This window comes from Cystobacter fuscus DSM 2262 (assembly GCF_000335475.2).
GTDB classification, from domain to species: Bacteria; Myxococcota; Myxococcia; order Myxococcales; family Myxococcaceae; genus Cystobacter; species Cystobacter fuscus.
Map to the genome: position 1 here is coordinate 528126 of NZ_ANAH02000066.1, position 24581 is coordinate 552706.

Here is a 24581-nt window from a genome sequence, read left to right on the forward strand (position 1 = left end):
CTCAGTCCTTCCTCTCTGGCCTGGAAACGATACGCCGGATGTATCCTGGCAACTCCAGCGCGAGGACCGAGGGGACACGCTCTGGTTCCGCGAGCCTGAGCAGCGCGTAGCCCACGCCAGCGAGCCCCGTCATGAAGCCCGGAGTCTCCACGCCCAACGGAACCCCGCAGAGGACCCCGGCCTCCTCGATGCTGGTGAGGATTGCAGCGGCGAGCCGTTGCCGCTCGTGGCCGAGTGCGCTCTGTCCCAGGACCTTCTCCGCGAGCATCAGGAACTCGAGGTTTCCGAGGTCGCCGTGGCACAGGGAATGGGTGCCACCGAAGCCCCGAGCCAGGGTCGTGGCCACGGCGGCCGAGAGTTCCTCGTGCGCCTGCTCAGCATCGAGGTTCGGGAGCATGAACAGCCGTGCGAGACCCACCCCGGGAGCACCGTGGCACAGGGACACCATGAATCCACCCGGCGCTGGCTCGGCACGCAGGTCCCGCCAGTTGCCAGCTTCCGGCGAGAAGTGGGCACGCTCGTACTCCAGCGCTCGTCGTGCCGTCGTCCGGAAGCGCTCCTCTCCCGTCGCCGTCGCGAGTTCGAAGAGGGCCCAGGCGATGCCGGATGCGCCGTGCAAGAGCCCGGTGAGGGGACTCGGGCCCAGCGGGGTAGGCCACCCAAGACCCTGCTCCATGGTCTGTGCCGACGCGAGGAGTTGTTCCCCGCACCGGACAGCCAGCTCGCGTGCACGGGACGAGGGACGGCAGCGATCGAGTCCCAGCAGGAGCAGGATGCACCCCGCCGCGCCGCCAAAGACATCATGTTTCTTGTCCTTGTCGATGAGTGCGGGCAGCCGCGCTAGGAGCGCTTCGGCTTCATCCCAGAGCCGTGGCTCGTTCCAAAGCGCGCCGAGGTGCGCCAACGCATGAAGGACGCCGCAATCCCCGAAGGCGCCGAAGGTGCCCGGTAGGGACTTGTCTTCCTCGAGCCGCTGTCGGATCGAGGCGAGTGTCTCCCAGGCGACCTCCGTGTAATGCCCCTTGCCGGTGAGCTCGCCGAGCCAGGCAAGGAAGAGCGCCACCCCGGACAGGCCGCTGTACAGGTCGATGCCCAGTGGGGTCGGCAACCAATACCGCTCGGCCACGGGCATGAGGCCGATCCACGAGGCGCTCCCCGCACGACGGTAGGCCAGCTCCGCGAGCCTGTCGCCGAGGGTTTCCGCACGTGCCAGAAGGCGTTCCCGGCTCGCTGGTACCGCCGCCTCCTTCAACGGACGGCTCGGCAGCAGCCCGCCGCCCATCGTTACGGAGATCGCCGTGAAAGAGGCCTCGATGAACCAGAGCTGCTGGGAGAGGTCTTCCTCCGAGAGCGTCTCGATGCGCTGCCGGGACAACTCCAGACCCGAGGCGGGGAAGAAGTCTGGCAGCCGCTGGCCGTTGCTGCTCCAGATGTCGCGGGAGCGGGGGCGGGAGGTGAAGAAGGGAATATCGTCCCGCCAGAGATCCTCCCGCTCGTAAGGAATGAGGGGGCGCGAGTAGGGCATGTGCTCCAGTGTCTTCCAGAGACGATCGAAGAAGCCATCCAGGTCCAGCGCGTCGCGCAGGTTGTCCGGATGGGCGCTCTCGCGCAGCATCAGGTGGTACAGATAGGTGGGCCGCACGATGATGCGCACCTCGTCGGTGGCGAACCGGGAGAGGGGGCCATTGGCATCGAGCAGCTCGTCCCGGTGCTCCAATAGCAGCCGGTACATCCGGGAGAAGCCCCCCTTGAAGGCGTCAGCGTAGGGGAGCACGCCAACCTCGACCCCCTCCAACATGGGGAGGTTGGAGCTGCCATCGACCGCGACCCGCTTGCGGATGATTCGCATCTCGTCCGTTCCGACCCCTTCCACGATCGGCGCGGCGCCCGGAGAGAGTTGCCCGGCTTTTGCGCCGAGGGCACTGAAGTCAATGCCTTCCGAGTCCTCATCTGCCCAGCTCCGAGTCGGCAGGAGCCCCACGCGTAGCACCGACTCCGCGAGAGCAAGGTCGGCCTGCCGGCCGGCCCTGTCGGCGCCTTCCACGGGGAAGTGCGAGTGGAAGAGCGACTCGTGGTCGATGAGCACGGGGTGCTCCCCCGCCGCGATGATGTTCTCGAGGTGCGCGTCCGTTGCCTCGAGCACATAGAGCAGCGCGAGATAGCCGCCCTGCCTCTCGTAGAAACGGCGGACCTCTTCGATGGAGCGACAGGGACTCCGCTCGATGAACTCGACCCAACCATATGAGCCCCGGTCGAGGATACGGGTGGTCCGCAGCGCTGGGGTGGCGCCCCGATCATCCAGCCACGTCAGCAACTCCTGGAAGTGGACCGCGACCGCCAGCGAGCGCGGCTTGTAGACGAGGCGCAGGCCCGACGAGAAGGTGAGGAGCACGACGGTTCGGCCCCCGCGGTGAGCATCTCCGGCACCAGGCTCGCAGCCGGTGAGCTCGCCGGGCTCCCGATTCGGGCTCAGCGCCAGGCGGATCTCCTGGAAGTCCCCGGTGAGCCGCTCCAACATCTCGAAGCTGGTGGAGACCCAGGTGTCGACGCAGGCGACGAGTCGCCGGGCCAACACGGGATACTCTGCGAGCAGGGAGCGCAGCTGTGCGGGTTGACGCATCCGTTCGATGAAGCTCTGGAAGCGCTCCTCCGCGCTCCCTCCCGTCAGGAGCCCCTCGAGACGGGCGACGTTCATTTCGAGAACCAGGGTCCGAACCTGCAGCTCGTGCAGCCGCGCGTAGAGGTACGGCAGGCAGAGCGCGGCAGCGGACGCCAGTCCAAGGGGAGCGCCCGGGTGACGGGCCACCAATCGGCGCAGCTTCTCTTCGAGGCGAGACCGGCCCTCCGAGATGAGCGGCTGAAGCAACGAGAGGAACGCGGCCGACGTCGGGGAGAAGCGACGGGTCAGTTGCTCCTGGTCCGTATCGGCCGCTGCTGGCTGGCTCAGGCTCCGCAACAGCCGTGATACCCATTCAGGGGGAGGGCCCTGGCGTGCGGCCAATATCTCCGCGGGCTCACCGAGCAAGCGCAGCAATTGCTCCTCGTTCAGTCCGTCCAGTGCGAGCCGGTGGGAGAAGTCATCGTCGCGCTCGAGTGAGGCCCGGGAGCGCCAGCGTGTGAGCCGACGCGCGGCACGGGCCAGATCGCTTCTCGCCTCGTCCGTGCATCCGAACGAGCGCTTGCGAAGCACCCGCACCCGCTCCTGCAGCGTCGTGCTGCGATGCCAGACAGGGTTGTGCAGGACGTGCTCCTCCAAAGGAGGTCCCGCGAAATCACTTTCTCCTGAGTCGTGTAGCGATTCCATTGAGAATCTGCCTTTGTTTGGTTTTTCAGCTCGAGGCGCGAGATCGATGTATGCGGCGGGGCTAGCCGCACGGCGTCCAGCCAGTCCCGCCTGGTTCTAGTTGGTTCTATTGCAGCTACTCCAGCCGCAGGAGGCGTTCACCCCCGCAGCTCCGTGGACGAGAGCATCGAGTGCCTCATCGGTCAGTTCCAGGAGACCAGCTGGGTTGTCGGGGAACCGCGCGCGTTCCTCCTCCGTCATTGACAGGCGGAAGTCTTCATCCTTCCAGACTTGGATTACCTTCTTCGACATGGTGGATCTCCTTTTCCGCAAGCCTGGGGATGATGAACCAGGCATACAGATGGAGGGGGCAGGCGGGAATTGTGACTGCTCAGCGACAATTACACCTCCCAGCAACCCCTTCGAGGAGCAGTGAGTGGGCCAGCCTGGCCGAGCGACTAAGTTTGAACCCGCGACCCCCTGATCCCAAACCAAGGGGGCTCAAGTCCTCCTCTACGCCCCGCGGCGCAGCCGCTCAATGAGAAGGAATTGGCAATTTGCTTGCGGTAGGCCGGAGAGGGTGTCGAAGAATTCGAGCGATGCGACCTGGCGGCGAAGAGAAGACCTGTGGAGGGAGAGCGCAGGTGCAGAGGGAGCGTGCGGTTGTCGCCCCCCAAGCGTCGAGGGCGCCCCGGCCTCCCAGGTCCGACGCACCTGGGAGGGACAAGGACCGCTGTCCAAGGGCCCTTGTTCCCGCGCGTGCCCTTCGAGCCTGGCCTCATCTTGCGTGGGCGGCGGCAACGCCTCCACGCGCACGCCACTCTCCCGCGGCACGAAGATCGAAGGCCAGGGGCACCTTCGCCAGGCGGCCGGGCTCGTGCGTCAGCCGGTGGGCCAGGCGGGCCACCGAGTCCAGCGGATCCCCGGGGAGCTCCAGCCACTGCCACTCCAGGGAGGACAGCATGGCCGTCAGCTCGCGGCGCAGCAGTCCCTCGCGGGCCAGCAGCAGGGAGCCGCCCAGCCCGACGCGGACGGTTCCCTTCAGGTGGCACCGGGACGCCACGGCGGTGATGCCGGCCGCCAGCTCCCGGGCCGCCTCGGCGAGGATCGTCCTGGCCACGGTGTCTCCCTGGGCCGCCGCGGCCAGCACCGCCGGAGCGAAGCTGGCCACGGTGTGCTTGGGCGAGCCCGTGGCATGTACCCGCGTGCACAGGCGCTCGGCGCGGGTGGCCTCGCGGGGGTCCTCGCCCGCCCAGGCCTCGGCCGCCTCGGCGAGGCTCGTCACCGGCCCCCGGCCATCCTGCATCCGCACCACGGCGGCCAGACCCCGGCGGCCGATGTCGAAGCCTCCTCCCTCGTCACTGAGCAGGTACTCCATGCCGGAGGCCCGGGCCCAGTGCCCCTCGGGCGACATGGCGGCGTAGCCCGTGCCCGTTCCGCAGATGGCGACCAGGTCACACGCTCCGGCCGCGACCGGGGGAACGATGTCATTCATCAGCCACAGCCGCTCGGCCCGAAGGGGCTCCAACCCGCGCTCCGCCAGGGCGCGCAGGGCGGCCCCCGTCTCCTGGAGCGCCTGGCGTGTCCCGGCATTCGACAGGGCCAGGCACGCGGTGGAAATGCGCTCCACCCCCACCGGCCGTTCGCGCCACAGCCGCTCGAGCAGCCCGGCGAGGACCTCCATGCCCCGGCCCCCACTGGTCTGCTCGTTGCAGCTCGGCCCCTCGAGCCGGGTGAGGAGCCGGCCCTCGATGGCGAGCCCCAGGCGGGTGGTGGAGCCACCTCCGTCCACGACGAGATCGCACGTCATGAGGCGACCACCCGGGGCTGGAGCCGGGGCAGGGCGAACGCCGCCACCGCCAGCACCGCCCCGGCCCCCGCGAGCATGCCCCAGGTGGCCCGCAGCCCCCAGAGATGGGCAATGGCCCCACACAGGGGCGGGCTGATCAGATAGCCGAGGTAGGCGAGCAGGGTGACCCGCGCGATGGCGGCACCATGGGCCGAGGGCTCGGTGATTTCGGTGGTCATGCTGAACACCGTGGGGACGCCGCCCGCCATGCCGAGGCCCGCCACCGCGAAGCCCACCAGGGCGACGACGGGCTGGGTGGCGGTGAGCACCAGCAACAGGCCGGCCGCGGCGCTGACGCCGGCCAGGGAGAGCTGGGTCCTCCCGTCGATCCTCGTGGCCAGTTTCTGGGCCACGAGCCGGCCGCAGAACAGGCTGCCCATGTAGACCGCGGGGCCCGTGCCTCCGAGCACCGGCGGGGCGCCGAGCACCGTCTCCAGATACAGGGCGGACCACTGCTCGACCGCGTTCTCCACCAGGTGCACCGCGGCGCCCAGCAAGCCCAGGCTCAGCAGGAGCGAGGCACCGTGTGGCCTCTCCTTGGGCGCGCTGTCCTTGTGGGCCGGCACGGGGAGCCGGGCCAGGTTGGCGGGCACGGTGAGGAACACCAGGAGCGCCATCACGGAGATGAGCAGGGGCACGGGCAGCGCGAGCTGACGGCCGAGGCCCGCGCCGGTGCTGGCGAAGACGACGGCGATGGGAAAGGCCGCGTGGGCCATGTTGAACAGCTTGTGCCCCATCGCCGCCTCCAGGGACGCGATGCGCGCGTTGAGCGCGATGTCGAGCGCTCCCGAGGTGGCGCCGACGAAGACGAGCGCGATGCCCAGCGCCCAGGGCGAGGTGACGAGTCCCAGGGGCACCACGGCCACGGCGAAGGCGGCCAGGGTCAGCGGCAGCGCCCGGTTGCGCAGCCGGTCCACCCACGGACCGAACAGGAGCATCGCCGGCATGGCGCCCACCGCCACGCCCAGCAGCGCCAGCCCCAGCTCCCGCTCGCCGGAACCCGTCGCTTCCTTCACGGCGGGCAGCAGGGCCCCCCAGGCGCCCCAGAAGACGCCCCAGGCCGCATAGGCCAGGACGATGCCAACAATGGGCCACCGCGAGGGGCTCGTCGCCGGGGGGACTCCCTCCGGACTGCTCGTTGTCTCCTTCATGGCACGACCAATACCTTTCCGGGCCGCGCTCGAGGCCCTTCCGCCCTCAATTCCACGGGCAGTTCCGTCAGGCCAATACGCCGCAGAACCAGCCGCTCCAACGCCCATGTGGTGTCCGGTGCCGCCAGCCACCGCAGGCCTCGTTCAAAACAAGATGGTTCGGTGCCATAGCTGCCCGCGACCGTCAGGTTCTTCTGCCCCCAGCGCACGTGGGCGGTGCCCTCCTGGCGGCGCAAGGAGTCCAGCTCGAGCGCGACCCCTTCCTCGGTGAAGCGATCCGTGGCCTGCGTTCCCCCATACAGGAGGATGACGCCGTCGGGCGCCACGGTGTCCAGGGCCCAGCGCAGCCAGCGGGCCTCGATGAAGGCGGTCGCCAGCACGATGGCCCGCGGAGGCGTCCGGGGCGGCTCGTCCTGGCCGAGGGCCCCGGCGGGCAGCAGCCCGGTGGCGCGCAGGAACTCCAGCTTGTCCACGCCCGCGTTGCGCAGGCTGACCGTGGCGCCCGCGGCCTGGGCCGACAGGGCGATGAGCGTACCGGCGATGCCCGCGCCCACCACGAGCACCTCGCTTCCGGAGACCTGGCCTCCCAGCGCCCGCGTCACCTGGTCCAGACAGTGCACCGCGCAGGCGAGCGGCTCCGCGAAGACCGCCCGCTCCAGACGCACGCTGCCGGGGACCCGGTGCAGGGCCTCGGTCAGCTCCTGCTCCGTGCCATCGGCCGGCATGAGGTCGGCGAAGGCCGTTCCCCGGTTGAGGGGGCGGTTGGGATCCAGGCACACCCACTCTCCCACCTCGAAGGGAGCCTTGCCCCAGCGCGCGACCACCTCTCCCACGACTTCATGGCCGAACTGGCTCGCCCCCTGGCGCTGCCGCGCGGCCTCCTTGTAGTCGGAGCGGCAGATGCCCAGCACCAGGGGCCGCACCATCACGCCCGCCGGGTGGCGGGGGGACCAGGCCAGCCCCGGGCGGAGCTGGGGGCCCTCGGGCGTCAGGGCCACGTGCCGCAGTTCCGGGCGCGCTTCACCCACTTCTGGCGTCCGCGTCTCAGGCGAGGGCATGGCACGCCTCTCCGAAGCGGGCGAGGAGCTCGTCCACTTCCTTCTCGGTGATGATGAGTGCCGGGCGCATCTCGATGACGTGGCCACGCCCATGCTCGGACACCCGGGTCATCAATCCCTGGCGCAGCAGGGCGGCCTGTAATCCCAGCGCCTGGGCTGGCGCGGGCTCTCCGCGGGGGCCCACCACCTCCAACCCCAGCATCAGGCCGACTCCCCGCACCTCTCCGATGAAGGAATGGAATTGGGCGAGCCGGGCCAGACCGTCGCGCAGGCGCGTGCCCACGTGCCGGACATGGGGAAGGAAGCCTGGACGCGAGACGATCTCCACCGTCTTCATGGCCGCCGCCGACGCCACCGCGTTGCCCCCTCCCGTGAAGCCGTGGTGGATGCGCGGCAGACCCATCAGGCGCTCCTCGGTGAGGATGGCCCCCAGCGGAAAGCCGCTCCCCGTGAGGCCCTTGGACAGGGTCATCATGTGCGGGGAGACGCCGAAGTAGTTCGCGGCGAACATCTCGCCCGTGCGGCCAAAGCCCGTCTGTATTTCATCGAAGATGAGGACGATGCCCCGCTCCTCGCAGAAGCGCTTGAGCTCGGGGAAGTAGCGCGGCGGCGGAACGATGTTCCCGCCCACCCCGAAGATGGGTTCGATCAACACGCACGCCACGCTGCCCGAGCTGGCGTAACGGATGAAGTCGTCGATGCGCGACACGCAAGGCAGCTCGCACTGCTCCGCCTTCTGGCCGTAGAAGCACCGCGAGCACGAGGGCTCCGGCACGTGCAACGCCCCCGGCATGACGTAGGGAAACGGGGCCCGGTGGAAGGCGAAGCCCGAGTACCCGATGGTGGCCATGGTCTGTCCCAGGTGGCTGCGGAACATGGTGATGACATCCCGCTTGCCGGTGACGTGCTGGGCGATGCGGATGGCGCCCTCGTTCGCGGTGGAGCCGCCCGGGCTGCGCAGGTGCACGCGGGTGAGGTTCGGTGGGGCCAGGCCCACCAGCGCCGCGCCCAGCTGCTCGACGGGCTCCGACAGGTAGGAGGAGCCCGTGTGCACCAGCCGGTCCATCTGCGCCTTCGCGGCGGCCATCACCTCGGGGTGGTTGTGGCCCAGCAGGAGGTTGAAGGTCCCCGAGATGCAGTCGAGGAACTCCCGGCCGTCCCGGGCCCGCACCCGCACTCCCGAGGCCTCGGTGAGGACGATGTCGCCGGTCTCGTAATAGAAGGGGGGAGGAGGAACCGTCATCGACGCTCCCCCTGGGCCGCGCCGAGTCCCAGGCTGGAGAGCTGCTGGCGCACCCACGTCGGCAGGTCATACCGGAGGACGACTTCCCGGCGCCGCCGCGCCGCCTCGGCCCGCTCGGCGGGGGTGGCGCGCAGGGCTTCTTTCAGAGCCTGGGCCTGCTCGACGATGTCGAACGGGTTGACGAGCCGCGAGACGTGGGCGAGCGCCTCGGCCGCGCCGCAGCGCTCCGAGAGGATGAGCACCGCGTCGCGCTGGTTGAACAGCGTTCCCTCGAAGGCCGTGAGATTCTGCCCGTCGACGGTGGAGTTGAGCAGCAGCACGTCCGCCCGCTTCAGGGCCGCGAAGGTGCCGTTGACGCTGTTGGTGCACACCATCCGGACGACTTCGCCGCCCAGGGTCCGGTTGGCCGCCTCGACGGCCCGGCCCACCCGGTCGCGGTACTGCTGGTTGGCCTCCACCGAGAGCCGGTTGGGGTTCATCTTCACGAGCAGCCGGGCATGACGCAGGCCCGGGTCCTCTTGCAGTGCCGCGGTGAAGGCGAGCACGGCCCGCTCGGCGTTCTTGATGGGGTCGGTGCGGCCCGAGTGGACGACGAGGGGGTGGTCGCCGATCCACGCGTCGAGCTCGGGGGAACCCTCGCCCTCGCGGATGTCCAGGGCCGAGGGGCTGTAGCCGAGCGCCATCGCCTCCGCCCGCACCGTGCGGCCTTCCCAGCGCACGGTGGCGGACGGGTAGTCCACGCGTGCCTCCGGCAGCAGATCCTCCACGCAGGCCAGGAAGTTGCGCACCCAGCGGTGGGCGAAGAAGGCGATGACGTCCGCGCCCAGCATTCCACGCAGGAGCCCCTCGCGCATGGGCCGTGGCAGCATCCGCCAGTAGTCCGCCGAGGGCCAGGGGATGTGGACGAAGAGCAGTTGGGGCGCGGTGGGGCGCTGGGCCCGCAGGTGCTGGGGCACTCCGCACATCTGGTAGTCGTGCAGCAGGTAGACGGGCTCCGCGCAGGACTTCGAGCGCTCCAGCAGCGTGGTGGCGAAGGTCTCCGTGAAGCGCTCGAAGTTCTTCCACGCCCGGTGGCTGCGCGCGTCGAAGGTGGGCTTCGTCCAACCATCCCAGAGGTAGTTGTTGCTGGCCCAGAGCAGGTCGGCGGTGATGATCTCCTGCATGTCCTCGAAGACGGCGGGATCATGCTGGAGCAGGTGGAGGCGGACGGGGGCGGCGGCGCTCACCTGCACCTCCATGCCCCGGGGGTGCTGGGTGGCCATGTACCGGTCCTCTTCCGTCATGGCGCAGGCAATCCAGGACACGCCCAACTGACTGGCCAGATCGGCCACCACGTTGGCGGTGCCGCCCGGGGCCAGCTCCGCGGAGAGCGCTCCGGAGGTATCGCGGTGGTACGTCACGGGGGCGCGCTTGCTGGCAAGGAAGATGCGTTCTTGGCTCATGGGATGACTTCCTCAATCGAGGCGGGGGGAGGGGGGACATCGAGAAGGGGGCCGAGACGCGCGGCCCCCGCGGCGAGGCCCGAGATGCTCAGCCCGGAGAGCTCCGGGAGCTGGTGCAGCCGCAGGCTGCGCAGACAGGCATTGGTGGGACGGCACGAGTAGCGCCCGGCGGCACGCTCCACGGGCCGCACGAGGCCGGGGTCCTGGCCCAGACTCCGGGCGATGAGCTGGCCCCATTCGAAGCGGGACGCCCGGTCGGGTCCCGCCAGGTGGAGGAGCCCCGCCTGGCGTCCCGGAATCAGGCGCGCGAGCACCGCCGCCGCGTCATCGACGAGGATCGGGGTGTTCCAGTGATCGACGGGGGCCTGCACCGGCTGGCCGGCGCGCACGGCCTCCGCCACCACCATGAAGAAGTTGCGCCAGCCCCGGCCCGGGCCCTGGGGCTCGTACCCGTAGACGAGGCTGGTGCGCACGACGAGGGCGCCCGGGTCCGCGGAGAGCAGCACGTGCTCGGCGGCCAGCTTCGCCCGGCCATAGGCGTTGGCGGGGTTGGGGCTCCGGGACTCGTCGTAGCTGGTGTCCTGGCCGTCGAAGACGTTGTCCGTGGAGATCAACACCTTGCGGACCGAGGGGGCCTCCTGGCACAGGCGCGCGGCGATGCCCGCGTGGGTGGCCATGGCGGCCTCGGGCGCGCTCTCGCACCCGGTGATGTCCGAGGGCCCGTGCACGAGCACCACGGCGTGCGCCCCGGTGGCGCCCACCGCCTCGGCGATGGCTCCGGGCCGCGTGGCATCCAGGCACCGCCAGGGCTCCTGTCCGAGCCCCGGAGGCCAGTGGCGGGAGGACAGCGTCACCTCGAGCCCCGCGTCCCGCAGGGCCCGGCCGAGCCGCTGGCCGATGAAGCCGCTGCCGATGATGAGGACGTGTCTCATGCGCGCCTCACCACCAGCGCTCCTGCCGCGGGGTGTGCAGCAGCAGGGGCCGGATGAAGTCGAGCGCCAGGCGGCTGCCTTCCCAGCGGCCGATGGTGCTGTCCTCGTTCTCCACGGCGATGTCGCCGGTGTAGCCCGCCAGGTGGAGTTCGGTGAGGATGCGGCGCCAGTCGAGCTGGCCCCAGCCGGGAATCCGGAAGCGGAAGTTGCGCTCCGCCTGCGAGTAGTACCGGTTGTGGGCCAGGAAGTGCCGCCGGGTGACGGGCCGGAGGATCTCCGCGTCCTTGGCGTGGACGTGCCAGATGCGGTCGGCGAACTGGCGGATGAAGTCCACGGCGTCCACTCCGGCCAGGGCCAGGTTGCCGGTGTCGACGTTGAAGCCCCATTCGGCGAACTCGCCCAGCACCTCCAGGCTCCGCGCGGCGCTCTCCGTCTCGTAGACGAGCTGCTTGGGGTGGAGCTCGTGCGCGAAGCGCACCCCGTACTCGCGGTACACGGGCAGCACGGCGCCCATCACCTCGGCGCACTGGGCGAACTGGGGGGCCCACCCGTCCTCCTGCCCGGGCCAGCGGAACCAGCGCGCGTAGTCCGGGCACCCGATGAAGCCCGCCACCAGGCGCACCCCCATGGCATCCGCCGCCCGGGCGCAGTCCTGCATGCGCCGGATGGCGTAGGCCCGCTTCTCCGCGGGAGTGCCCCGGTAGATGCCATCCGTCACCTCATGGAGTGGCCCCAGCAAGAGCTGCCCATCCGCGTGGTTGCTGATCGCCGAGATGCCGAGCCCCGCCTTCGCGAGCACCCGCTGCACTTCCGCGCGCCGGGCCGGATCGAGCAGATCCTCCAGCTGGAGCATGCGCGAGGAGGAGTCGACCGCCAGGTCGATGCACTCCAGGCCGAGCTCCTTCACCCGGGAGACGGCCTCCCCGAGCGGCAGGTCCATATAGGCCGTGGAAGCGAGGCTCAGTCGCATGCCTTCGCCTCCTGGTCGACGAGCTGGCACGCGGTGTCGTACTGGCTCCGGGTGATGTCATCGATGATGGTGCACTGGTCGATCGCCGTGGGCATGACGAGCAGGAGTCGGCCGTTGCGCACCAGCCGGGCGGTCTCCAGGTGGTTCCACACCACGGCCCGCAGATCATCCGGCACGGAGACGGGCAGCCGCAGCTTGCGCAGCAGGCGCAGCACCCGGCGCAGCGTGTCCACGGACGCGAGCCGCATCCCCACGGAGAGCGCCGTGACGGTGGCGATCCCGATGGCCACCGCCTCGCCGTGCCGGTAGCGCACGTAGTTCGTCGCGGCCTCCAGGCCATGGCCCACGCTGTGCCCGAGGTTGAGCAGCCGGCGCAGGTCCTGCTCGAAGGGATCCGGCGCGAGCATCTCCAGCTTCTTGCCGATGGCCGCCGGGATGATGGGGCCGAGGCCTTCGATCAAGTGCCGCGGTGCGGGCTGATCCAGCGCCCAGTCCTGCTGCATGGGCAGCCGCTCGAGCTGCTCGAAGAGCCCGGGGGTGCCGATGAGGGCCACCTTCACCACCTCGGCCAGGCCGTTGATGACCTCGGCGAGGGGGAGGGTGGCGAGATACGAGGGATCGATGACGACAAGAGCCGGGTGGTAGAAGCCACCGATGAGGTTCTTGCCCGTGCTGTGGTCCACACCAACCTTGCCCCCGATGGCCCCATCCACCTGGCCCATCAAGGACGTGGCGATGTTGACGTAGGGAATGCCCCGCAGGTAGGTCGTGGCGGCGAAGCCCACGAGATCGCACAGCACGCCTCCGCCCAGGGCCACGAGGACGGTGCGGCGGCGCACACTGCGCGAGCGCAGCTCGTCCCACAGCCGCTGGGCCTGCGCGACGGACTTCGAGGGTTCGCCCGCGGGGATGACGACACACTGGGCGCGCACGCCCGCGGCGGACAGCCGCTTCATCACCAGCTCCGCGTACAGCGGGCCCACGTGGTTGTCGGTGATGACCACGGCGGAGTTGGCGTCATTGGCCTTCATCACCGGGGCCAGCAGCTCGTCGAGCCGGGCCAGGGAGTCCCGGCCCACGAGGATGTCGTAGCGATCCTCGCGCTGGACCGTGACGCGATAGCTCTCGTGTCCTCCCTGTTTTGCTCCATCGATGAGGAGCGAGCCGCGATGAGGAGACTTCACGTCGGGGGTGGGGATGGCTGTGGATGCAGTGGATGGCATGGATCGACTCCCGGACAACTCGAAGTGTCTGCCGCAACAGGTATTGAGATTCATCCCGGCCAGGGAGTGGGAAACGGGGCGCTCCGCGGTTTTCCACTCTCCCCGTGAGACGGGATGTTGCTTACTTCCATGCATCACGGGGCCGAGGGCGCCCACGCGATGGGAGAGGAGCATCGTCCATGGAGCACTTGCGAGCGGTGTTACTTGCCGGCGGGCGTGGCGTGCGGATGGGCCGCCTGGGACAGGGCCGGCTCAAGCCGCTGGTCCCCTTTGGTGGCCAGTGCCACCTCATCGACTTCAGCCTCTCGAATTGCCGCGACTCGGGCATTGACGAGGTGTTGCTGTTGTCCCAGCACAACGAAGCCCAACTCATCCACTACCTGCTGGAGTGCTGGCACGGTCAGGGCATGAAGATTCACTTCGGCCCCTATCAGGGCATCACCCCGGAGACGTGTGAGCACGTGCTGGCCACGGTGCACCGGCCCGCCGAGTCCGGCACGGGCGAGGCCCTGCTGTTCAACGCGCCCTACATCTTCGGCAAGAACGTGCGGGATGTGCTCGTGCTCCATGCCGACCATGTCTACCGATTCGACTACCGGCCGATGCTGGCCTTGCACCGCGAGCGCCGCGCGGCGTTGACGATCGGCTATCAGCGCATCGCACTCGAGGCCGTGTCCCTGTTTGGCATGGTGGAGTTCGGCGCCGGGGACCGGCTCCTGCGTTTCGTGGAGAAGCCCGCCCACCCCACGGCCGATACGGTGTTCACCGCGGTGGCCATCTTCGACGCGGAGTCCCTGCAACGCTATCTGGACGTGCTGTCCCGGGGGCCGTGGCAGGCGGATGTCAGTCGGGATGTCATCCCCGCCATGATTCAGGCGGGGGAGCGCATCTTCGGCTACCGGTTCGACGGGTACTGGGAGGACATCGGCACCACGGCCCGCTACCTGGAAGCGCACCATCGGCTCGTCTCGCGACCGCCCACGCTGAGCCTGGCGCAACTGCCGCACACGCTCCGGCCGGAGGCCGCCCGCCGCTGGGTGTCCGAGGCGGGGGGGCTTCGCCACACGCTCACCGGGGAGGACGTGCGGTGTGAGGGCCGGGCCGAGCGCTCGGTGCTATTTCCAGGCGTCATCATCGGCCCACGCGCGGTGGTGCGCGACAGCGTCGTGCTGCCCGGGGCGCGCATCCTCGGGGACAGCCGCGTCGAGGGGAGCATCGTGCTCGATGGCGAGCACGTCCACGACGCCCACCTCTTGAACCGAACGGAATGAAGCACGGCGGCCCTGGGCCCCAACGAGGAAGAAAGAGAGATTCATGCCAAGCGACATGGTTCATGCCTCCGATGGCGGGCGACGGGCGTTGCCGTTGTCCTGGGGTGGTTGGGCATGGGAATTCCTTCGCCGCAATCCGGAGTACCAGTCCGAGTGGAAGGTCCTGCAGGCCCAGGGCCGGCTCCCCGTGCACTTCTCCAGGGGCGAGCTGGAGGTGCGACGGATCTCCGGCGGACAGGAGGAGGCAGCCCGCTGGGGACTCCTGGCGTTTCGTGGACCCCTCGCTCGATGCCTGGACGACCTCGGTGTTCTGGGCGGATGGAGCCCTGCCCCGGTTGATGGCCCGCATCCAGACGGGCCTGGAGAGCAAGCGGGGATTCCGGCTGGAGCACCTGCGCTGCCAGAAGGGGTTGCTGCTCGGCCCCGAGGGGGGAACGCTGCTGCTCACCGGCAATGGCGAGATGGTCTCCCTGGGATGCGAGGGGGATGTGGAGGCCTTGCTCCTGCCCGGGGCCGCCTTCGCCCTGGGCATCCCCGGGCCACAGAATCTCGACGGCGCCATCTCCGCCCTGAATGACTTCCGGACGTTGCTGCGGCCCGGCCCGCCGGAGCCACTGCCCCGCTCCAAGCAGCTCCAGAGCTATCTGATCGCGCTCGACGCGGCCAATGCGGGCGCCTCGTACCGGGACATCGCCATCCTGCTGTATGGCGAGGCCGCCGCGGCCAGGCGCTGGAGGGACCCCGCCCGTCACATGAAGGATGCCGTCCGTTACGCCGTGCGGCGCGGGGGAGCGCTCATGGAAGGGGGTTATCGCCGCTTGCTCCTCAAGCCACCGGCGGGGACCGAATAGGTCCCCGCGCGGAACCGACCCGGGGGGGCTCAGGGCACGGTGAAGGTCTGTGCCACGCTCCAACCGCCCGCGTTGCCCAGGGAGTTGACCGCGCGCACGCGCCAGACGTGGCGGCCGGAGGAGGTGCTCCGCGTCACCTGGGTGGAGCTACCCACGGACGTGATGACCCCATCCAGCCACAGTTCGTAGCGCGCGAGGGTGCCGCCCTGGGCGAGCGCGAGGGCGGGGGTCCACTGGTACGTCACCTGGGCGCCCGCCGGGGTGGCGCCATTCAGGGGCGCCACCGCGTCCGGAATGGTGGGCTGGGTCATCGCGGCGCAGTTCGGCGGGGTGGCGCGATAGGGAATCTCCCCGCGAATCATCTTGGTGGCCTGACCGGTGAAGCACAGGTAGGCATCCGAGGGCAGGCCCTGGTTGTCGCGGAAACGCGCCTGGGTGGGAGGCGTCGAGGACACCTTGAAGATCTGCGTGCCCTCGTCGATTTCATCGAACATGCCGAGGAACACCGAGGAGGCGCCGATGGAGGCGGCGCGCGCGACCTGGCTCCACAGGAAGGCGCCGGATTGCCGGTTGTCGGCATTGGGGTCCCAGATCTTGCCCGAGCGGTTGAAGTCGCTGCTGCCCGGGTAGAGCTGCGGCACGTACATGACGCCGCGAGCGGCCAGCGCGGCCTGATCCGCGGCCCAGTAGGAGGAGTTGGGGACATCGCCCGGATTGCTGCCGCTGTTGCCGGTGTTCCACGGCTGCCAGGCGCCCATGCGGTAGATGACCTGTTTCCACTCCTCGGGGTAGGGCTCGATGTTCCAGTACCAGGCGCCGGCGCCCTCGACGAAGGCCTGATAGGGGCCAGGGCCCTTGAAGATGTCCAGGATGGCGTGGGCGGTGGCGGGGCTGAAGCGGTCGCGGAAGAAGCCGAAGATGCCCACCACGGGCACTCCGTTGTGGTGCAGGTAGCGCGAGTCCGAGGTGAGCTTCAGGCTGTCCACCAGGTAGTGCCAGTCGCGGGTGATGGTGGAGACGAGCTCGGACTCGGGCGTGCCGGTCATGTCGTACTCGACGAAGAAGGTGCGGCCGGTGAGGTTGGCGGCGGTGCGCACGTGGCTCAGCACCCGCAGGGTGGGCAGGTCCGGGCTCGCGCCGGGGAGGAAGCGCTGCACGGCCACGCCGTCGATGCCGTGGGCCTCCATCCACTGGAAGTGCCGCAGCACGGTGCGGGCGTTGTTGGCGCTGAACAGGGTGGCCGGAGTGCCATCGGGGTTGGTGAAGCCGGTGGCGACGTGGCGTTCGGCCGGGGTGTACTCGGTCATGTCGGGCCAGTAGTCCACGGCGATCTTCGAGGGGCTCATGACGCCGCCCCAGTCGGGGATGTAGTGCTGCCAGCCCGTGTTGTCGTCGTCGCCCGGGGTGCGGAACCAGCCCTGGTAGCCGCACAGGAGCTTGCCCTTGAGCGTGGTGGCGTCCACCGGCGTGCCCCCGGCATACGTGGGCCCGGTGTAGGGCCCGAGGAAGGCCGTCAGTTGTTGATAGAGTGGGGTGGGCTGATCGCTCACGCGCACCTGGACGATATGCAATTGCAGGGGGCCGGGCTGGGTGAGGCGCAGGTCCGTGCCGCCGTTCTCGCCGTAGTGCAGGTTGGCGTTGTCCAGACGGAAGACGGCCGTCTTGTAGGCGCCGGAGCCCAGCACGCTGTTGCCGACGGTGAAGCCCGCGAACTGGAAGTCATTGCCCACGGCGTTGTACTGGGTGCCGAAGTTGCCCGTGCCCCCGATGTCCTTGAAGTCGACTTCCATGTACAGCGTGGCGCCGGGGGTGAAGTTCACGCCCGCGGGCCGCTTGAAATACATCAACCCCGTGTAGTTGCCGCCGCCGAGGTTCTGGCCCTGGTAGACGGTCTTCCCATCCAGGCTGATGGTGTTGAAGACGCCGTCGGAGCCCGACCAGGCCGTCATGACCGTGCTCACCGCCCCGGCCCGCCCGGGCAGAAGGGTGAGGCACAGGAGGCTCGCGAGCCATGACCACGACAGCAGCCGTGGCCCCCAGGTACTGCGATTCAGTCCACCGGTAACTTTTTCGTGTTTCATGGATTATTTGTATAATGCATGAAATGCTGTTTTTCCAGCAAGCGGATCTGTCAGGTTCCACTTTCTCTTCAGGAGATCCGAAAACATGAGAAACCGAGCCACGGTGCTGGCGTTTCTGCTGACGACCGCGGGGGGGTCCTCCGCCGTGTTCGCGGCCGAGCCGCTTCCCGTTTTCGTCACTGCCCACTACGACCAGGAAGCGCAGGTTCGTTCCATTGCTCCGCGCTTTCAGCACCTGATTGTCGACCGCATCAAGAAGACGGTGCAAACCGAGGCGCTGCCCGAGGAACTCGATGCACTCCGCCGCGCCGGCCTGCGGGTGGAGATCGACAAGGTGGGCACCGAGCGTCTGCAGCGACTCCAGACGGCCCTGACACAGTACGGCAGCCTGAGGAGCATTCCCGGCTACTCCTGCTACCGCACGGTGGAGGAAACCCACGGCACCATGGATTCGCTGGTGCAGCGAGCACCGGACCTGGCCTCGGTGGTGGAGATTGGCCCGAGCTGGGAGCGCAGCAGGAACGCGCAGGCGGGCTATTCGATGAGAGTGCTGCGGCTGACCAATGCCGCGACCAACGCCACCGTGCCCGACAAGGCGAACATGGTCGTGCTCAGCGCCATCCATGCCCGCGAGTACACGACCGCCGAGACCATGACCCGTTTCGCGGAATGGCTGGTCTCCGGCTACGGAAGCGACGCCGAGGCGACCTGGCTGCTCGACAACTTCCGCTTCCACTTCGTGCTGCAGGCCAACCCCGACGGCCGCAAGCGCGCCGAGGCGGGCGCGTCGTGGCGCAAGAACACCAACAACACCAACGGCACCTGTAGCAGCTCCCGCTTCGGCGTCGATCTCAACCGCAACTTCCCGTTCCACTGGAACAGCGTCTCCGGGGGGGCCAGCACGTCCCCCTGCGACGAGACCTATCGCGGGCCCACGGCCGGTTCCGAGCCGGAAACGCAGAACGTCGTCAAGTACGTCGCTGGCGTGGCCGGTAGCAACGGGGTCTATACCGGAGGCGTGTTCCCGGATCGCCGCGGAGACACGGCCAGTTCCGCGGCTCCGGACGATTACCGAGGCCTGTTCTTCGACATCCATAGCTACTCGCAGCTCGTGCTGTGGCCCTGGGGCGATACGAGCACGAAGGCACCCAACGCCACCGCGTTGCAGACTCTCGGCCGCCGGCTCGCCGGCTTCAACGGATACAAGCCCCAGCAATCGGTCGGGCTGTATCCCACCACGGGAGCCACGGACGACAACTTCTATGGTCTGCTCGGCGTGCCGGCGTACACGATCGAGCTCGGGGTCGCCTTCTTCGAGGACTGCGCCAACTTCGAGTCCAGCACGTTCCCGAAGAACCTCGCCGCGCTGCGCTATGCCGCGCGCAACCTGCACGCGCCGTACCGGTATCCCTCCGGGCCGGACACCACTGCCGTGAGCACGGGACTGTCGGTCGTCTCGCCCGGCACACCGCTGCCCGTCACCGCCACCATCGATGATCGCCGCTTCAACCAGGGCAATGGCTCCGAGCCGGTGCACACGATCGCCTCGGCCCGCGCCTACCTGGATCTGCCTCCCTGGGCCACGGGGGCGACGCCGATCACGCTCTCCGCGGCCGACGGCACGTTCAACGCATCGGTCGAAACCGTCACCGGAAGCATCCCCACGACCGGCCTGAGCGCCGGAGTGCACACCGTCTTCGTGCAGGGGACGGACGCCGACGGCAAGCCGGGGACCCCCCAGGCCGTGCGCTTCGAGGTCGGGGACAGCAGCAACGCCGCGCCCGTCGCGCTCTTCAGCTACAGCGCCAGCCGGATGACGGTGAATTTCACGGATGCCTCCACCGATGCCGACGGCACCATTGCCACGCGCGCGTGGAGCTTCGGTGATGGCGGCAGCAGCACCACCACCCATCCGAGCCATACCTACGCCACCCCGGGCAGCTACACCGTCACCCTGACCGTCACCGACAACAAGGGGGCCCGCCACGGCCTGTCCCAGCAGGTCTCCGTCTTCGACGGAGGCGTGCTCCAGAACGGAGTGCCCGTGTCCAATCTGGCCGCGCAAAAGGGGCAGCCGCTGTACTACCGGATCGACGTCCCCACTGGGGCGACGCTCCTCGGCGTGCGTGTCTCTGGCGGTTCCGGTGATGCCGATCTGTATGTGCGCTACGGCGAGCTTCCCACGTCCTCTGCCTATGACTGCCGTCCGTACGCCTCCGGCAACGACGAGAGCTGCGGTGGGTCTGGCAACACCGAGAATCCCTTGCAAACGAAGGCTGGCGGTTGGTTCGTGATGCTCAACCCGTATTCCTCCTTCTCGGGTGTGACGCTCACCGCCAGCTATACCTCCGCCCCCTGAGCCCATCCGGCGGCGCGCTTCAGCACCCGAGGCGGCGGGTTCGACTCCCGCCGCCTTGAGCCAAACCCACTCCTTACGGAGGTGGCTCGGGAGGAAGGCATCCCAACCTCCTGAGGGGTCAGCCCGCTCGCCACCGCGGGCCTACCAGTCCGCGAAGCCCTTGACGAACAGGCGGGCGATGCGGCGCGCCTCCGCCTCGTCGTGCGGGTAGTCGATTTGCTGATAGAAGCTCTTCATGTTCTCCAGCCGGAGAGACGCCTGCTCGGCTTGACCGAGGGCCTGCCAGTGCGCGAGCAGGAGCAGACTGTAGCCCCGCTGCACGCTGTGGAGCTTCTCGGCGCCAAAGCCCCAGGCTTCCGTGGTGAAGCGGAAGTATCGCTCGGCGAAGGCGAGCAGCCGCGAGCTGAATACCTCCAGTCTCTTCAGGATGCGGGACTGGTCCCCGAGCTCCACCAGGCGCAGCATGCGCGTCACGTAAGCGGGGTAGAAGGGCGTCGGGCTCAGGGGCTTGCACAACCGCTCCGCCAGCATCCGGTCCAGGTCGGCCACGGGGCCCCCCTGCGTGAGGGACTGCAACGACACAGTGTCGAGCTCGAGGGTGTCAGGCGCGAGCTGGGCCTGTTGGGCCACCTTTCGGATGTAGTCCTTCATGGAGCGCTGCAGCTCGACGAACTCGCTGTCGGCGAGCTCCAGCAGGCCCGCGAGGCGTGAGAAGCGCCGCCGGACGGGAAGCGGAACCGACTCGGCGGACTTGTAGCCCAGGTCATGCTCGATCTCGGCCCAGGCGTGCTGGAGGATGGTGCGGATCTGGATCTCGAACGGCCAGTCCCAGTCGGGGTGCTCCCGCAGCAGGTCCTCGGGGGGGTAGCAGATGCTGTGCAGGGCGACATAGCCGAAGCTATGGGGATCATGCCTCCGCCGCTTGTCCACCGAGCGCTTGGGGTCGATGCGAAAGTGCTCCTTGATGAGACTGTCCACCTGATCGACGGAGTCATCGAAGTAGGTGATGACCCGGAGCCCGATCAGGTCGGTGATGTCATCCAGGCGCTGGTAGGTTTTATCGGGTCGACCCAGCTTGTGGGCGAGGCTCTTGGGGTTCTTCACCCGGTAGCTGACGGCATGCACATCCACACCGCCGCTCTTGAGCACCTCCTTGAGGCGCGCGTGCAGGGACTGGCCCAGCGCCTCGAAGGAAGCTTGACGGCGCAGGTAGGCATCCAGCAACTCGTGGTAGATCATGCCCGGCCATCTTACGGGGCGTATAGGCGGGATGGGGGCCGTGTTGAGGGAGAGGGTTGGAGCCGAGGGGTCGAACACGCCCCAGCAATCGGTCGGGCTGTATCCCACCACGGCACACCGCTGCCCGGTGCGGCCCCATTGGGCACACGCACGGGTTCATATCCGCGCCGGGGGACAGGTGAGAGGATTGTCCTCGACTGAATGGTGCGCGGTCGGTTTCCGAGCGACACTCAAACAATCGTGCAAACTTCCTCGAAAGCCAGGCGCGGGCCCCGCGGGTAGAGCTTCGAACTGTCGCCATACCCGAGCGTGCAGATGAGGTTCGATTTGAGGGCCGTGCCCGCGAAGAAGACCTTGTCCACTTCCGCGTTGTCGAAGCCTGACATGGGGCAGGCGTCCAAGCCCAGCGCCCGGGCCGCGAAAATCAAGTAGGCTCCCTGAAGGGAGCTGTTGCGGAAGGCTGTTTCGTAGCTGAACTTGGGATCATCGACGAAGAAATGCCTCGCATCATAGCTCGGAAAGAGCCGGGGCAGATCTTCGTAGAACTTCTCGTTGTAGGCGATGATCGCCGTCACGGGGGCCGATTTCACCTGCTCGATGTTGGACCCCATCAAGGTTGGATAGAGCCTGGCCTTCTCCGCTTCACTCCGCACGAACACGATCCTCGCCGGTGCGGAGTTCACCGACGTGGGGCCCCACTTCATCAGCTCGTAGAGTTCCCGCAGGGTCTGCTCCGGGACGGGCTTGTTCTGCCAGAAATGGTGGGTGCGGGCTTCGGTGAAGAGCTGCTGGATGGATTCCTTCGCAATGGTCTTGGTCATCGGGGCCTCGTTCATTTGATACCCCCATCCTTGGCCCGGCGGACCCCCTTGAGAAGGGCGGAGAATCCCAATATATCTTCCGGATAGGCGAAAAATGGGTCCGGACTTGAATGCGGCGTTGATCTTCGTGAACGTGGTGAGGGCGGGAAGCTTCAGCAAGGCAGCTCACGGCCTTGGTCTCTCCGTCTCCACCGTGAGTGACCGGGTGGTTGCCCTGGAAAGGGCCCTGGGGGTGAGTCTCCTGACCCGAACCACCCGGAAGTTGAAACTGACGGACGAGGGCGCCGCCTTCTTCAAGGAATCCGAAGCCGCGATCCAGACCCTGCTGGGTGCCTTCGACGGAGCCACGGCGCTCCGGCGGCAACCCTCCGGCACCTTGAGGATCACCGCGCCCGCGGATTTTGCCTCCTCGGAGCTCGCCGCTGCCGTGAGCGAGTTCCGGAACAAGTATCCTCAGGTCAAGGTGGAGACCTATTTCAGCAATCGCTTCGTGGACCTCATCACCGAGGGGTTCGATATCGCCATCCGGGGAGGGCACCTGGAGGATTCCAGCCTGCGCTCCAAGCGCCTCGGGGAGGGAAACCTGGTCGTGGTGGCGAGCGCTCGCTATCTCCAGGGAGCCTCGGCCATTCAGCACCCGCGAGACTTCACGGCGCATCCGTGCATCGGCTTCGTGATCAAAGAGGGCGACAAGCGCGAGATGCCGTGGCACCTTCGCTCGGCGGGCGGAGAGTTCGTCCGGATGAAGCCGGATTTCGTGGTTTCGTCTACGTCCTTCTCCTGGATCCTCAGTCTCGTGAGGAGCGGGGCGGGATTGGCCTTGGTGCCCCAACCCCTGCTGAAGGAAGACTTCGCCAGGAAGAGGCTGGTCCGGGTACTTCCGGATTGGGCCACGGAGTATGCGCCGGTGCATCTCGTCTACCCGACCCAGCGCTTTTCCTCGCCCAAGGTGATGGAGATGATTCCCATCCTGGAGAGGCACTTGCGCGGGCTGTTCGCGTGATGACCGGCGTGGCAGCCCGCTCCCACACGGCCGCGCGGGCCGTCACGTCAGGTCGTGCAGATCCTTGCCGAGCGGAGGCGTGAGGCGGAACTCGGAGAAACGCACGCTCAGCCCGGCCCGCTCCGGCGTACAGCACATCGGGCCCACCTGATAGGACGCGGCCTCCGGGAAGGGTGCGAGCCGGACCAACGGCCACGTCTTGCCATCGGCCGACACCTGCAACCGCAGCACCCCCTTGGCCACCGTCGCGCGCATCCAGAACGAGCGGGAGTCGTGTTCATAGGGCCCCGTCGCCCAATCCGACTTGCCATTCGTCAGCACGCTGCTGAGCATCGCCCGTCCATCGGACAGCTCGATGCCCGCCTTGACCCAGCGCCGATTGTCGACGCGCACCATGATGCCGGCCTGGTCATACAACTGCTCATAGGCCGCCTCGACGCGAAGCTGCGCCGTGAAGCTGGCGCCCGTGCGCACCCCCAGGAAATGGCCGGAGTCGCGCGTGAAGCCATAGTGGGTCTCACGCCAGAAGTCGGTCGACTTGTCCGTCGTCACCTCGAGGACGCCCTCGGCTCGCTTCCAGACCTTCGGCTCGTTCAGCCAGATTCCATCTTCCATTGTCGTTCCCGCTCCCTTGCCAGCCGCTGGCGCGGCCACGGCCTTCTCGATGATCGTCGGCACCAGCAACGCACCCACTCCCGCGCCGAGGACCGTCCTTCGTCCGAATCTCTTCGAGCCCATTGAATGCCTCCAGGTCAGACACCGCCATCACGCTCGCGGTGCGTGTCTCTATACACCAGCCGGCGTGGAGGAAGGACAGGAGCCTTGTCGGGGGTAGCCACGTCGGCCAGGAGGGGGCGCCACGTCGGCGGCGGCGCCCCCGCGCTCACCGGGAGCGCTCGTTCGCGCAAGAGACGTCGCCCCCGGGAAGTTGTCCGGTCACGAGGAACGTGTTGGACACGCTTGCCTCGTGTTATTCGCCAGGGTGACCGTCAGGTTGCGGACCTCTCAGGTTCCGCTAACAGTGCGGCCAGCACGAGCCGTGCCGAGCCTCAAGGGGTGGAGCGCCCGCCGATCTCCGGGAAGCGCTCGTAGGCCCGTTTGAGCGCGTCCAAGTGGGCGGGGTTGTCCAGGTCGAGCGGCGCATCGGTGAGCTGCACGACCCACCCGCCCGTCGCGGTACGCCGTGCACGTGACAGCAGCTCCGCGTCGCGGGCCGGGTTCGGGAACCCGATGGCGCGTGCGGCAGCGGCAGACCAGTAATTGAGCCATCCCAGCCGATGCGGAATCTCAGGCGAAGGGATGTCCCACGCGAGCTTGAGTGCCGGCAATCCCTGGGGGGGAGGCTGCGGGTTGGCCGCCCAGTTCTTCGTCTGCCGTGCGATGTCCAGCCCCGCCCTGGAAGGCGTGGCATGCCCCCAGTACGCGCGCGCGGCTTCTGCCACGGCCTCCAGCACGTCTGCGGCTGCCGCGATGCCCTCTGGCGTTAGAGGCAACCTCGCATGGACTTCAAGTTGGGCCTGACCGCCTGACGAGCTGACCGCCGAGGTTTCCAATCCCGTCACCGTCACGAGGGCGCTCTCCTTGTCGTTGCTGATGAGCGGAAATCCCCCGTCCGGCCTCTCTAGAGCGACCGTCGCGTCGCGCTGTGGCAAGGGGATGAAATGCCCCTGTTCAGAAATCCTCCACCCCAGGCGCAGGCCAGGGAACGCACGCTCCATCCCATGAACCACGGCCACAGGGCGGCTGTCGTCACCCACGAGCGCGGGTGCGTAGACGATGAGGGTAATCTTTTGCTTGGCCGTCAT

The 24581-nt window shown here is 68.2% G+C and carries 19 protein-coding genes and 1 pseudogene; 5 read left to right on the top strand and 15 right to left on the bottom strand.

Features of this window, described 5'->3' with window-relative positions:
* Nucleotide 1 precedes the first annotated feature (1 nt).
* The 10 genes from D187_RS42825 to D187_RS42865 all read right to left on the bottom strand — a co-directional run bounded on the left by D187_RS42825 (nt 2) and on the right by D187_RS42865 (nt 13151).
* Nucleotides 2-3256: a type 2 lanthipeptide synthetase LanM family protein gene (locus D187_RS42825; protein WP_002620784.1), complete on the bottom strand. Its 3255-nt coding sequence runs from the start codon at nt 3254-3256 to the stop codon at nt 2-4.
* A gap of 144 nt (nt 3257-3400) precedes the next feature.
* Nucleotides 3401-3595, bottom strand: a complete 195-nt coding sequence (locus D187_RS53340; RefSeq protein WP_076606333.1) for a mersacidin/lichenicidin family type 2 lantibiotic — start codon at nt 3593-3595, stop codon at nt 3401-3403.
* Nucleotides 3596-4061: 466 nt separating this feature from the next.
* Nucleotides 4062-5093 (bottom strand): BadF/BadG/BcrA/BcrD ATPase family protein, encoded by a 1032-nt coding sequence (locus D187_RS42830; RefSeq protein ID WP_002620785.1) that lies wholly within the window; start codon nt 5091-5093, stop codon nt 4062-4064.
* Nucleotides 5090-6283, bottom strand: coding sequence for an MFS transporter (locus tag D187_RS42835; RefSeq protein WP_002620786.1), 1194 nt, complete (start codon nt 6281-6283; stop codon nt 5090-5092). The genes D187_RS42830 and D187_RS42835 overlap by 4 nt, the downstream gene beginning before the upstream one ends.
* The gene (locus D187_RS42840) at nt 6280-7341 is read right to left on the bottom strand and encodes an MDR/zinc-dependent alcohol dehydrogenase-like family protein (RefSeq protein ID WP_051256785.1); all 1062 of its coding nucleotides are present in this window, start codon (nt 7339-7341) and stop codon (nt 6280-6282) included. The genes D187_RS42835 and D187_RS42840 overlap by 4 nt, the downstream gene beginning before the upstream one ends.
* Nucleotides 7328-8584 (bottom strand): aspartate aminotransferase family protein, encoded by a 1257-nt coding sequence (locus D187_RS42845; RefSeq protein WP_002620788.1) that lies wholly within the window; start codon nt 8582-8584, stop codon nt 7328-7330. The genes D187_RS42840 and D187_RS42845 overlap by 14 nt, the downstream gene beginning before the upstream one ends.
* Nucleotides 8581-10026 carry a trehalose-6-phosphate synthase gene (locus tag D187_RS42850; RefSeq protein ID WP_002620789.1) on the bottom strand — a complete coding sequence of 482 codons (1446 nt, stop codon included), beginning with the start codon at nt 10024-10026 and terminating at the stop codon, nt 8581-8583. Before D187_RS42850 ends, D187_RS42845 begins: the two co-directional genes overlap by 4 nt.
* The gene (locus tag D187_RS42855; RefSeq protein WP_002620790.1) at nt 10023-10958 is read right to left on the bottom strand and encodes an SDR family oxidoreductase; all 936 of its coding nucleotides are present in this window, start codon (nt 10956-10958) and stop codon (nt 10023-10025) included. Before D187_RS42855 ends, D187_RS42850 begins: the two co-directional genes overlap by 4 nt.
* A gap of 7 nt (nt 10959-10965) precedes the next feature.
* The gene (locus D187_RS42860) at nt 10966-11928 is read right to left on the bottom strand and encodes a sugar phosphate isomerase/epimerase family protein (protein WP_002620791.1); all 963 of its coding nucleotides are present in this window, start codon (nt 11926-11928) and stop codon (nt 10966-10968) included.
* A complete protein-coding gene (locus tag D187_RS42865) occupies nt 11919-13151 on the bottom strand; it encodes a 3-dehydroquinate synthase family protein (protein ID WP_002620792.1) in 1233 nt (410 codons plus the stop codon). Before D187_RS42865 ends, D187_RS42860 begins: the two co-directional genes overlap by 10 nt.
* A 179-nt stretch (nt 13152-13330) precedes the next feature.
* Between D187_RS42865 and D187_RS42870 the strand changes: the two genes are divergently transcribed.
* The 3 genes and pseudogenes from D187_RS42870 to D187_RS42875 all read left to right on the top strand — a co-directional run bounded on the left by D187_RS42870 (nt 13331) and on the right by D187_RS42875 (nt 15273).
* On the top strand, nt 13331-14422 hold the full coding sequence (locus tag D187_RS42870; protein WP_002620793.1) for a sugar phosphate nucleotidyltransferase: 1092 nt from the start codon (nt 13331-13333) through the stop codon (nt 14420-14422).
* 55 nt (nt 14423-14477) lie between these two features.
* A pseudogene (locus D187_RS59475) lies at nt 14478-14672 on the top strand (transcriptional regulator domain-containing protein); the annotation flags it as partial.
* A 22-nt stretch (nt 14673-14694) separates the two neighbouring features.
* Nucleotides 14695-15273 carry a DUF2285 domain-containing protein gene (locus D187_RS42875; RefSeq protein ID WP_002620794.1) on the top strand — a complete coding sequence of 193 codons (579 nt, stop codon included), beginning with the start codon at nt 14695-14697 and terminating at the stop codon, nt 15271-15273.
* 29 nt (nt 15274-15302) lie between these two features.
* Here the strand turns inward: D187_RS42875 and D187_RS51225 are convergent, their stop codons facing one another.
* The gene (locus tag D187_RS51225; RefSeq protein ID WP_020918669.1) at nt 15303-17354 is read right to left on the bottom strand and encodes a glycoside hydrolase family 99 protein; all 2052 of its coding nucleotides are present in this window, start codon (nt 17352-17354) and stop codon (nt 15303-15305) included.
* 85 nt (nt 17355-17439) lie between these two features.
* Between D187_RS51225 and D187_RS42885 the strand changes: the two genes are divergently transcribed.
* Nucleotides 17440-19713: a M14 family zinc carboxypeptidase gene (locus D187_RS42885; RefSeq protein WP_002620796.1), complete on the top strand. Its 2274-nt coding sequence runs from the start codon at nt 17440-17442 to the stop codon at nt 19711-19713.
* Between the two features lie 141 nt (nt 19714-19854).
* On the opposite strand, the gene D187_RS42890 is transcribed toward D187_RS42885, so the two are convergent.
* Nucleotides 19855-20952: a GTP pyrophosphokinase gene (locus tag D187_RS42890; RefSeq protein WP_002620797.1), complete on the bottom strand. Its 1098-nt coding sequence runs from the start codon at nt 20950-20952 to the stop codon at nt 19855-19857.
* A 230-nt stretch (nt 20953-21182) separates the two neighbouring features.
* On the bottom strand, nt 21183-21788 hold the full coding sequence (locus D187_RS42895; protein WP_002620798.1) for a malonic semialdehyde reductase: 606 nt from the start codon (nt 21786-21788) through the stop codon (nt 21183-21185).
* A gap of 79 nt (nt 21789-21867) precedes the next feature.
* On the opposite strand from D187_RS42895, the gene D187_RS42900 reads away from it, so the two are divergent.
* Nucleotides 21868-22776: a LysR family transcriptional regulator gene (locus D187_RS42900; RefSeq protein ID WP_002620799.1), complete on the top strand. Its 909-nt coding sequence runs from the start codon at nt 21868-21870 to the stop codon at nt 22774-22776.
* Between the two features lie 42 nt (nt 22777-22818).
* Here the strand turns inward: D187_RS42900 and D187_RS42905 are convergent, their stop codons facing one another.
* Entirely contained in the window at nt 22819-23514 is a 696-nt protein-coding gene (locus tag D187_RS42905) for a DUF1349 domain-containing protein (protein WP_002620800.1), read from the bottom strand.
* Nucleotides 23515-23825: 311 nt separating this feature from the next.
* Nucleotides 23826-24581, bottom strand: a complete 756-nt coding sequence (locus tag D187_RS42910) for a DUF5953 family protein (RefSeq protein WP_002620801.1) — start codon at nt 24579-24581, stop codon at nt 23826-23828.

What these genes read in the sequence shown, in the direction of transcription:
- D187_RS42830 (WP_002620785.1), bottom strand. Translation starts at nt 5,093, where the DNA reads ATGACGTGCGATCTCGTCGTGGACGGAGGTGGCTCCACCACCCGCCTG.
- D187_RS42855 (WP_002620790.1), bottom strand. Translation starts at nt 10,958, where the DNA reads ATGAGACACGTCCTCATCATCGGCAGCGGCTTCATCGGCCAGCGGCTC.
- D187_RS42885 (WP_002620796.1), top strand. Translation starts at nt 17,440, where the DNA reads ATGAGAAACCGAGCCACGGTGCTGGCGTTTCTGCTGACGACCGCGGGG.
- D187_RS42840 (WP_051256785.1), bottom strand. Translation starts at nt 7,341, where the DNA reads ATGCCCTCGCCTGAGACGCGGACGCCAGAAGTGGGTGAAGCGCGCCCG.
- D187_RS42890 (WP_002620797.1), bottom strand. Translation starts at nt 20,952, where the DNA reads ATGATCTACCACGAGTTGCTGGATGCCTACCTGCGCCGTCAAGCTTCC.
- D187_RS51225 (WP_020918669.1), bottom strand. Translation starts at nt 17,354, where the DNA reads ATGAAACACGAAAAAGTTACCGGTGGACTGAATCGCAGTACCTGGGGG.
- D187_RS53340 (WP_076606333.1), bottom strand. Translation starts at nt 3,595, where the DNA reads ATGTCGAAGAAGGTAATCCAAGTCTGGAAGGATGAAGACTTCCGCCTG.
- D187_RS42865 (WP_002620792.1), bottom strand. Translation starts at nt 13,151, where the DNA reads ATGCCATCCACTGCATCCACAGCCATCCCCACCCCCGACGTGAAGTCT.
- D187_RS42845 (WP_002620788.1), bottom strand. Translation starts at nt 8,584, where the DNA reads ATGACGGTTCCTCCTCCCCCCTTCTATTACGAGACCGGCGACATCGTC.
- D187_RS42850 (WP_002620789.1), bottom strand. Translation starts at nt 10,026, where the DNA reads ATGAGCCAAGAACGCATCTTCCTTGCCAGCAAGCGCGCCCCCGTGACG.
- D187_RS42895 (WP_002620798.1), bottom strand. Translation starts at nt 21,788, where the DNA reads ATGAACGAGGCCCCGATGACCAAGACCATTGCGAAGGAATCCATCCAG.
- D187_RS42900 (WP_002620799.1), top strand. Translation starts at nt 21,868, where the DNA reads ATGGGTCCGGACTTGAATGCGGCGTTGATCTTCGTGAACGTGGTGAGG.
- D187_RS42835 (WP_002620786.1), bottom strand. Translation starts at nt 6,283, where the DNA reads ATGAAGGAGACAACGAGCAGTCCGGAGGGAGTCCCCCCGGCGACGAGC.
- D187_RS42860 (WP_002620791.1), bottom strand. Translation starts at nt 11,928, where the DNA reads ATGCGACTGAGCCTCGCTTCCACGGCCTATATGGACCTGCCGCTCGGG.
- D187_RS42870 (WP_002620793.1), top strand. Translation starts at nt 13,331, where the DNA reads ATGGAGCACTTGCGAGCGGTGTTACTTGCCGGCGGGCGTGGCGTGCGG.
- D187_RS42905 (WP_002620800.1), bottom strand. Translation starts at nt 23,514, where the DNA reads ATGGGCTCGAAGAGATTCGGACGAAGGACGGTCCTCGGCGCGGGAGTG.
- D187_RS42910 (WP_002620801.1), bottom strand. Translation starts at nt 24,581, where the DNA reads ATGACGGCCAAGCAAAAGATTACCCTCATCGTCTACGCACCCGCGCTC.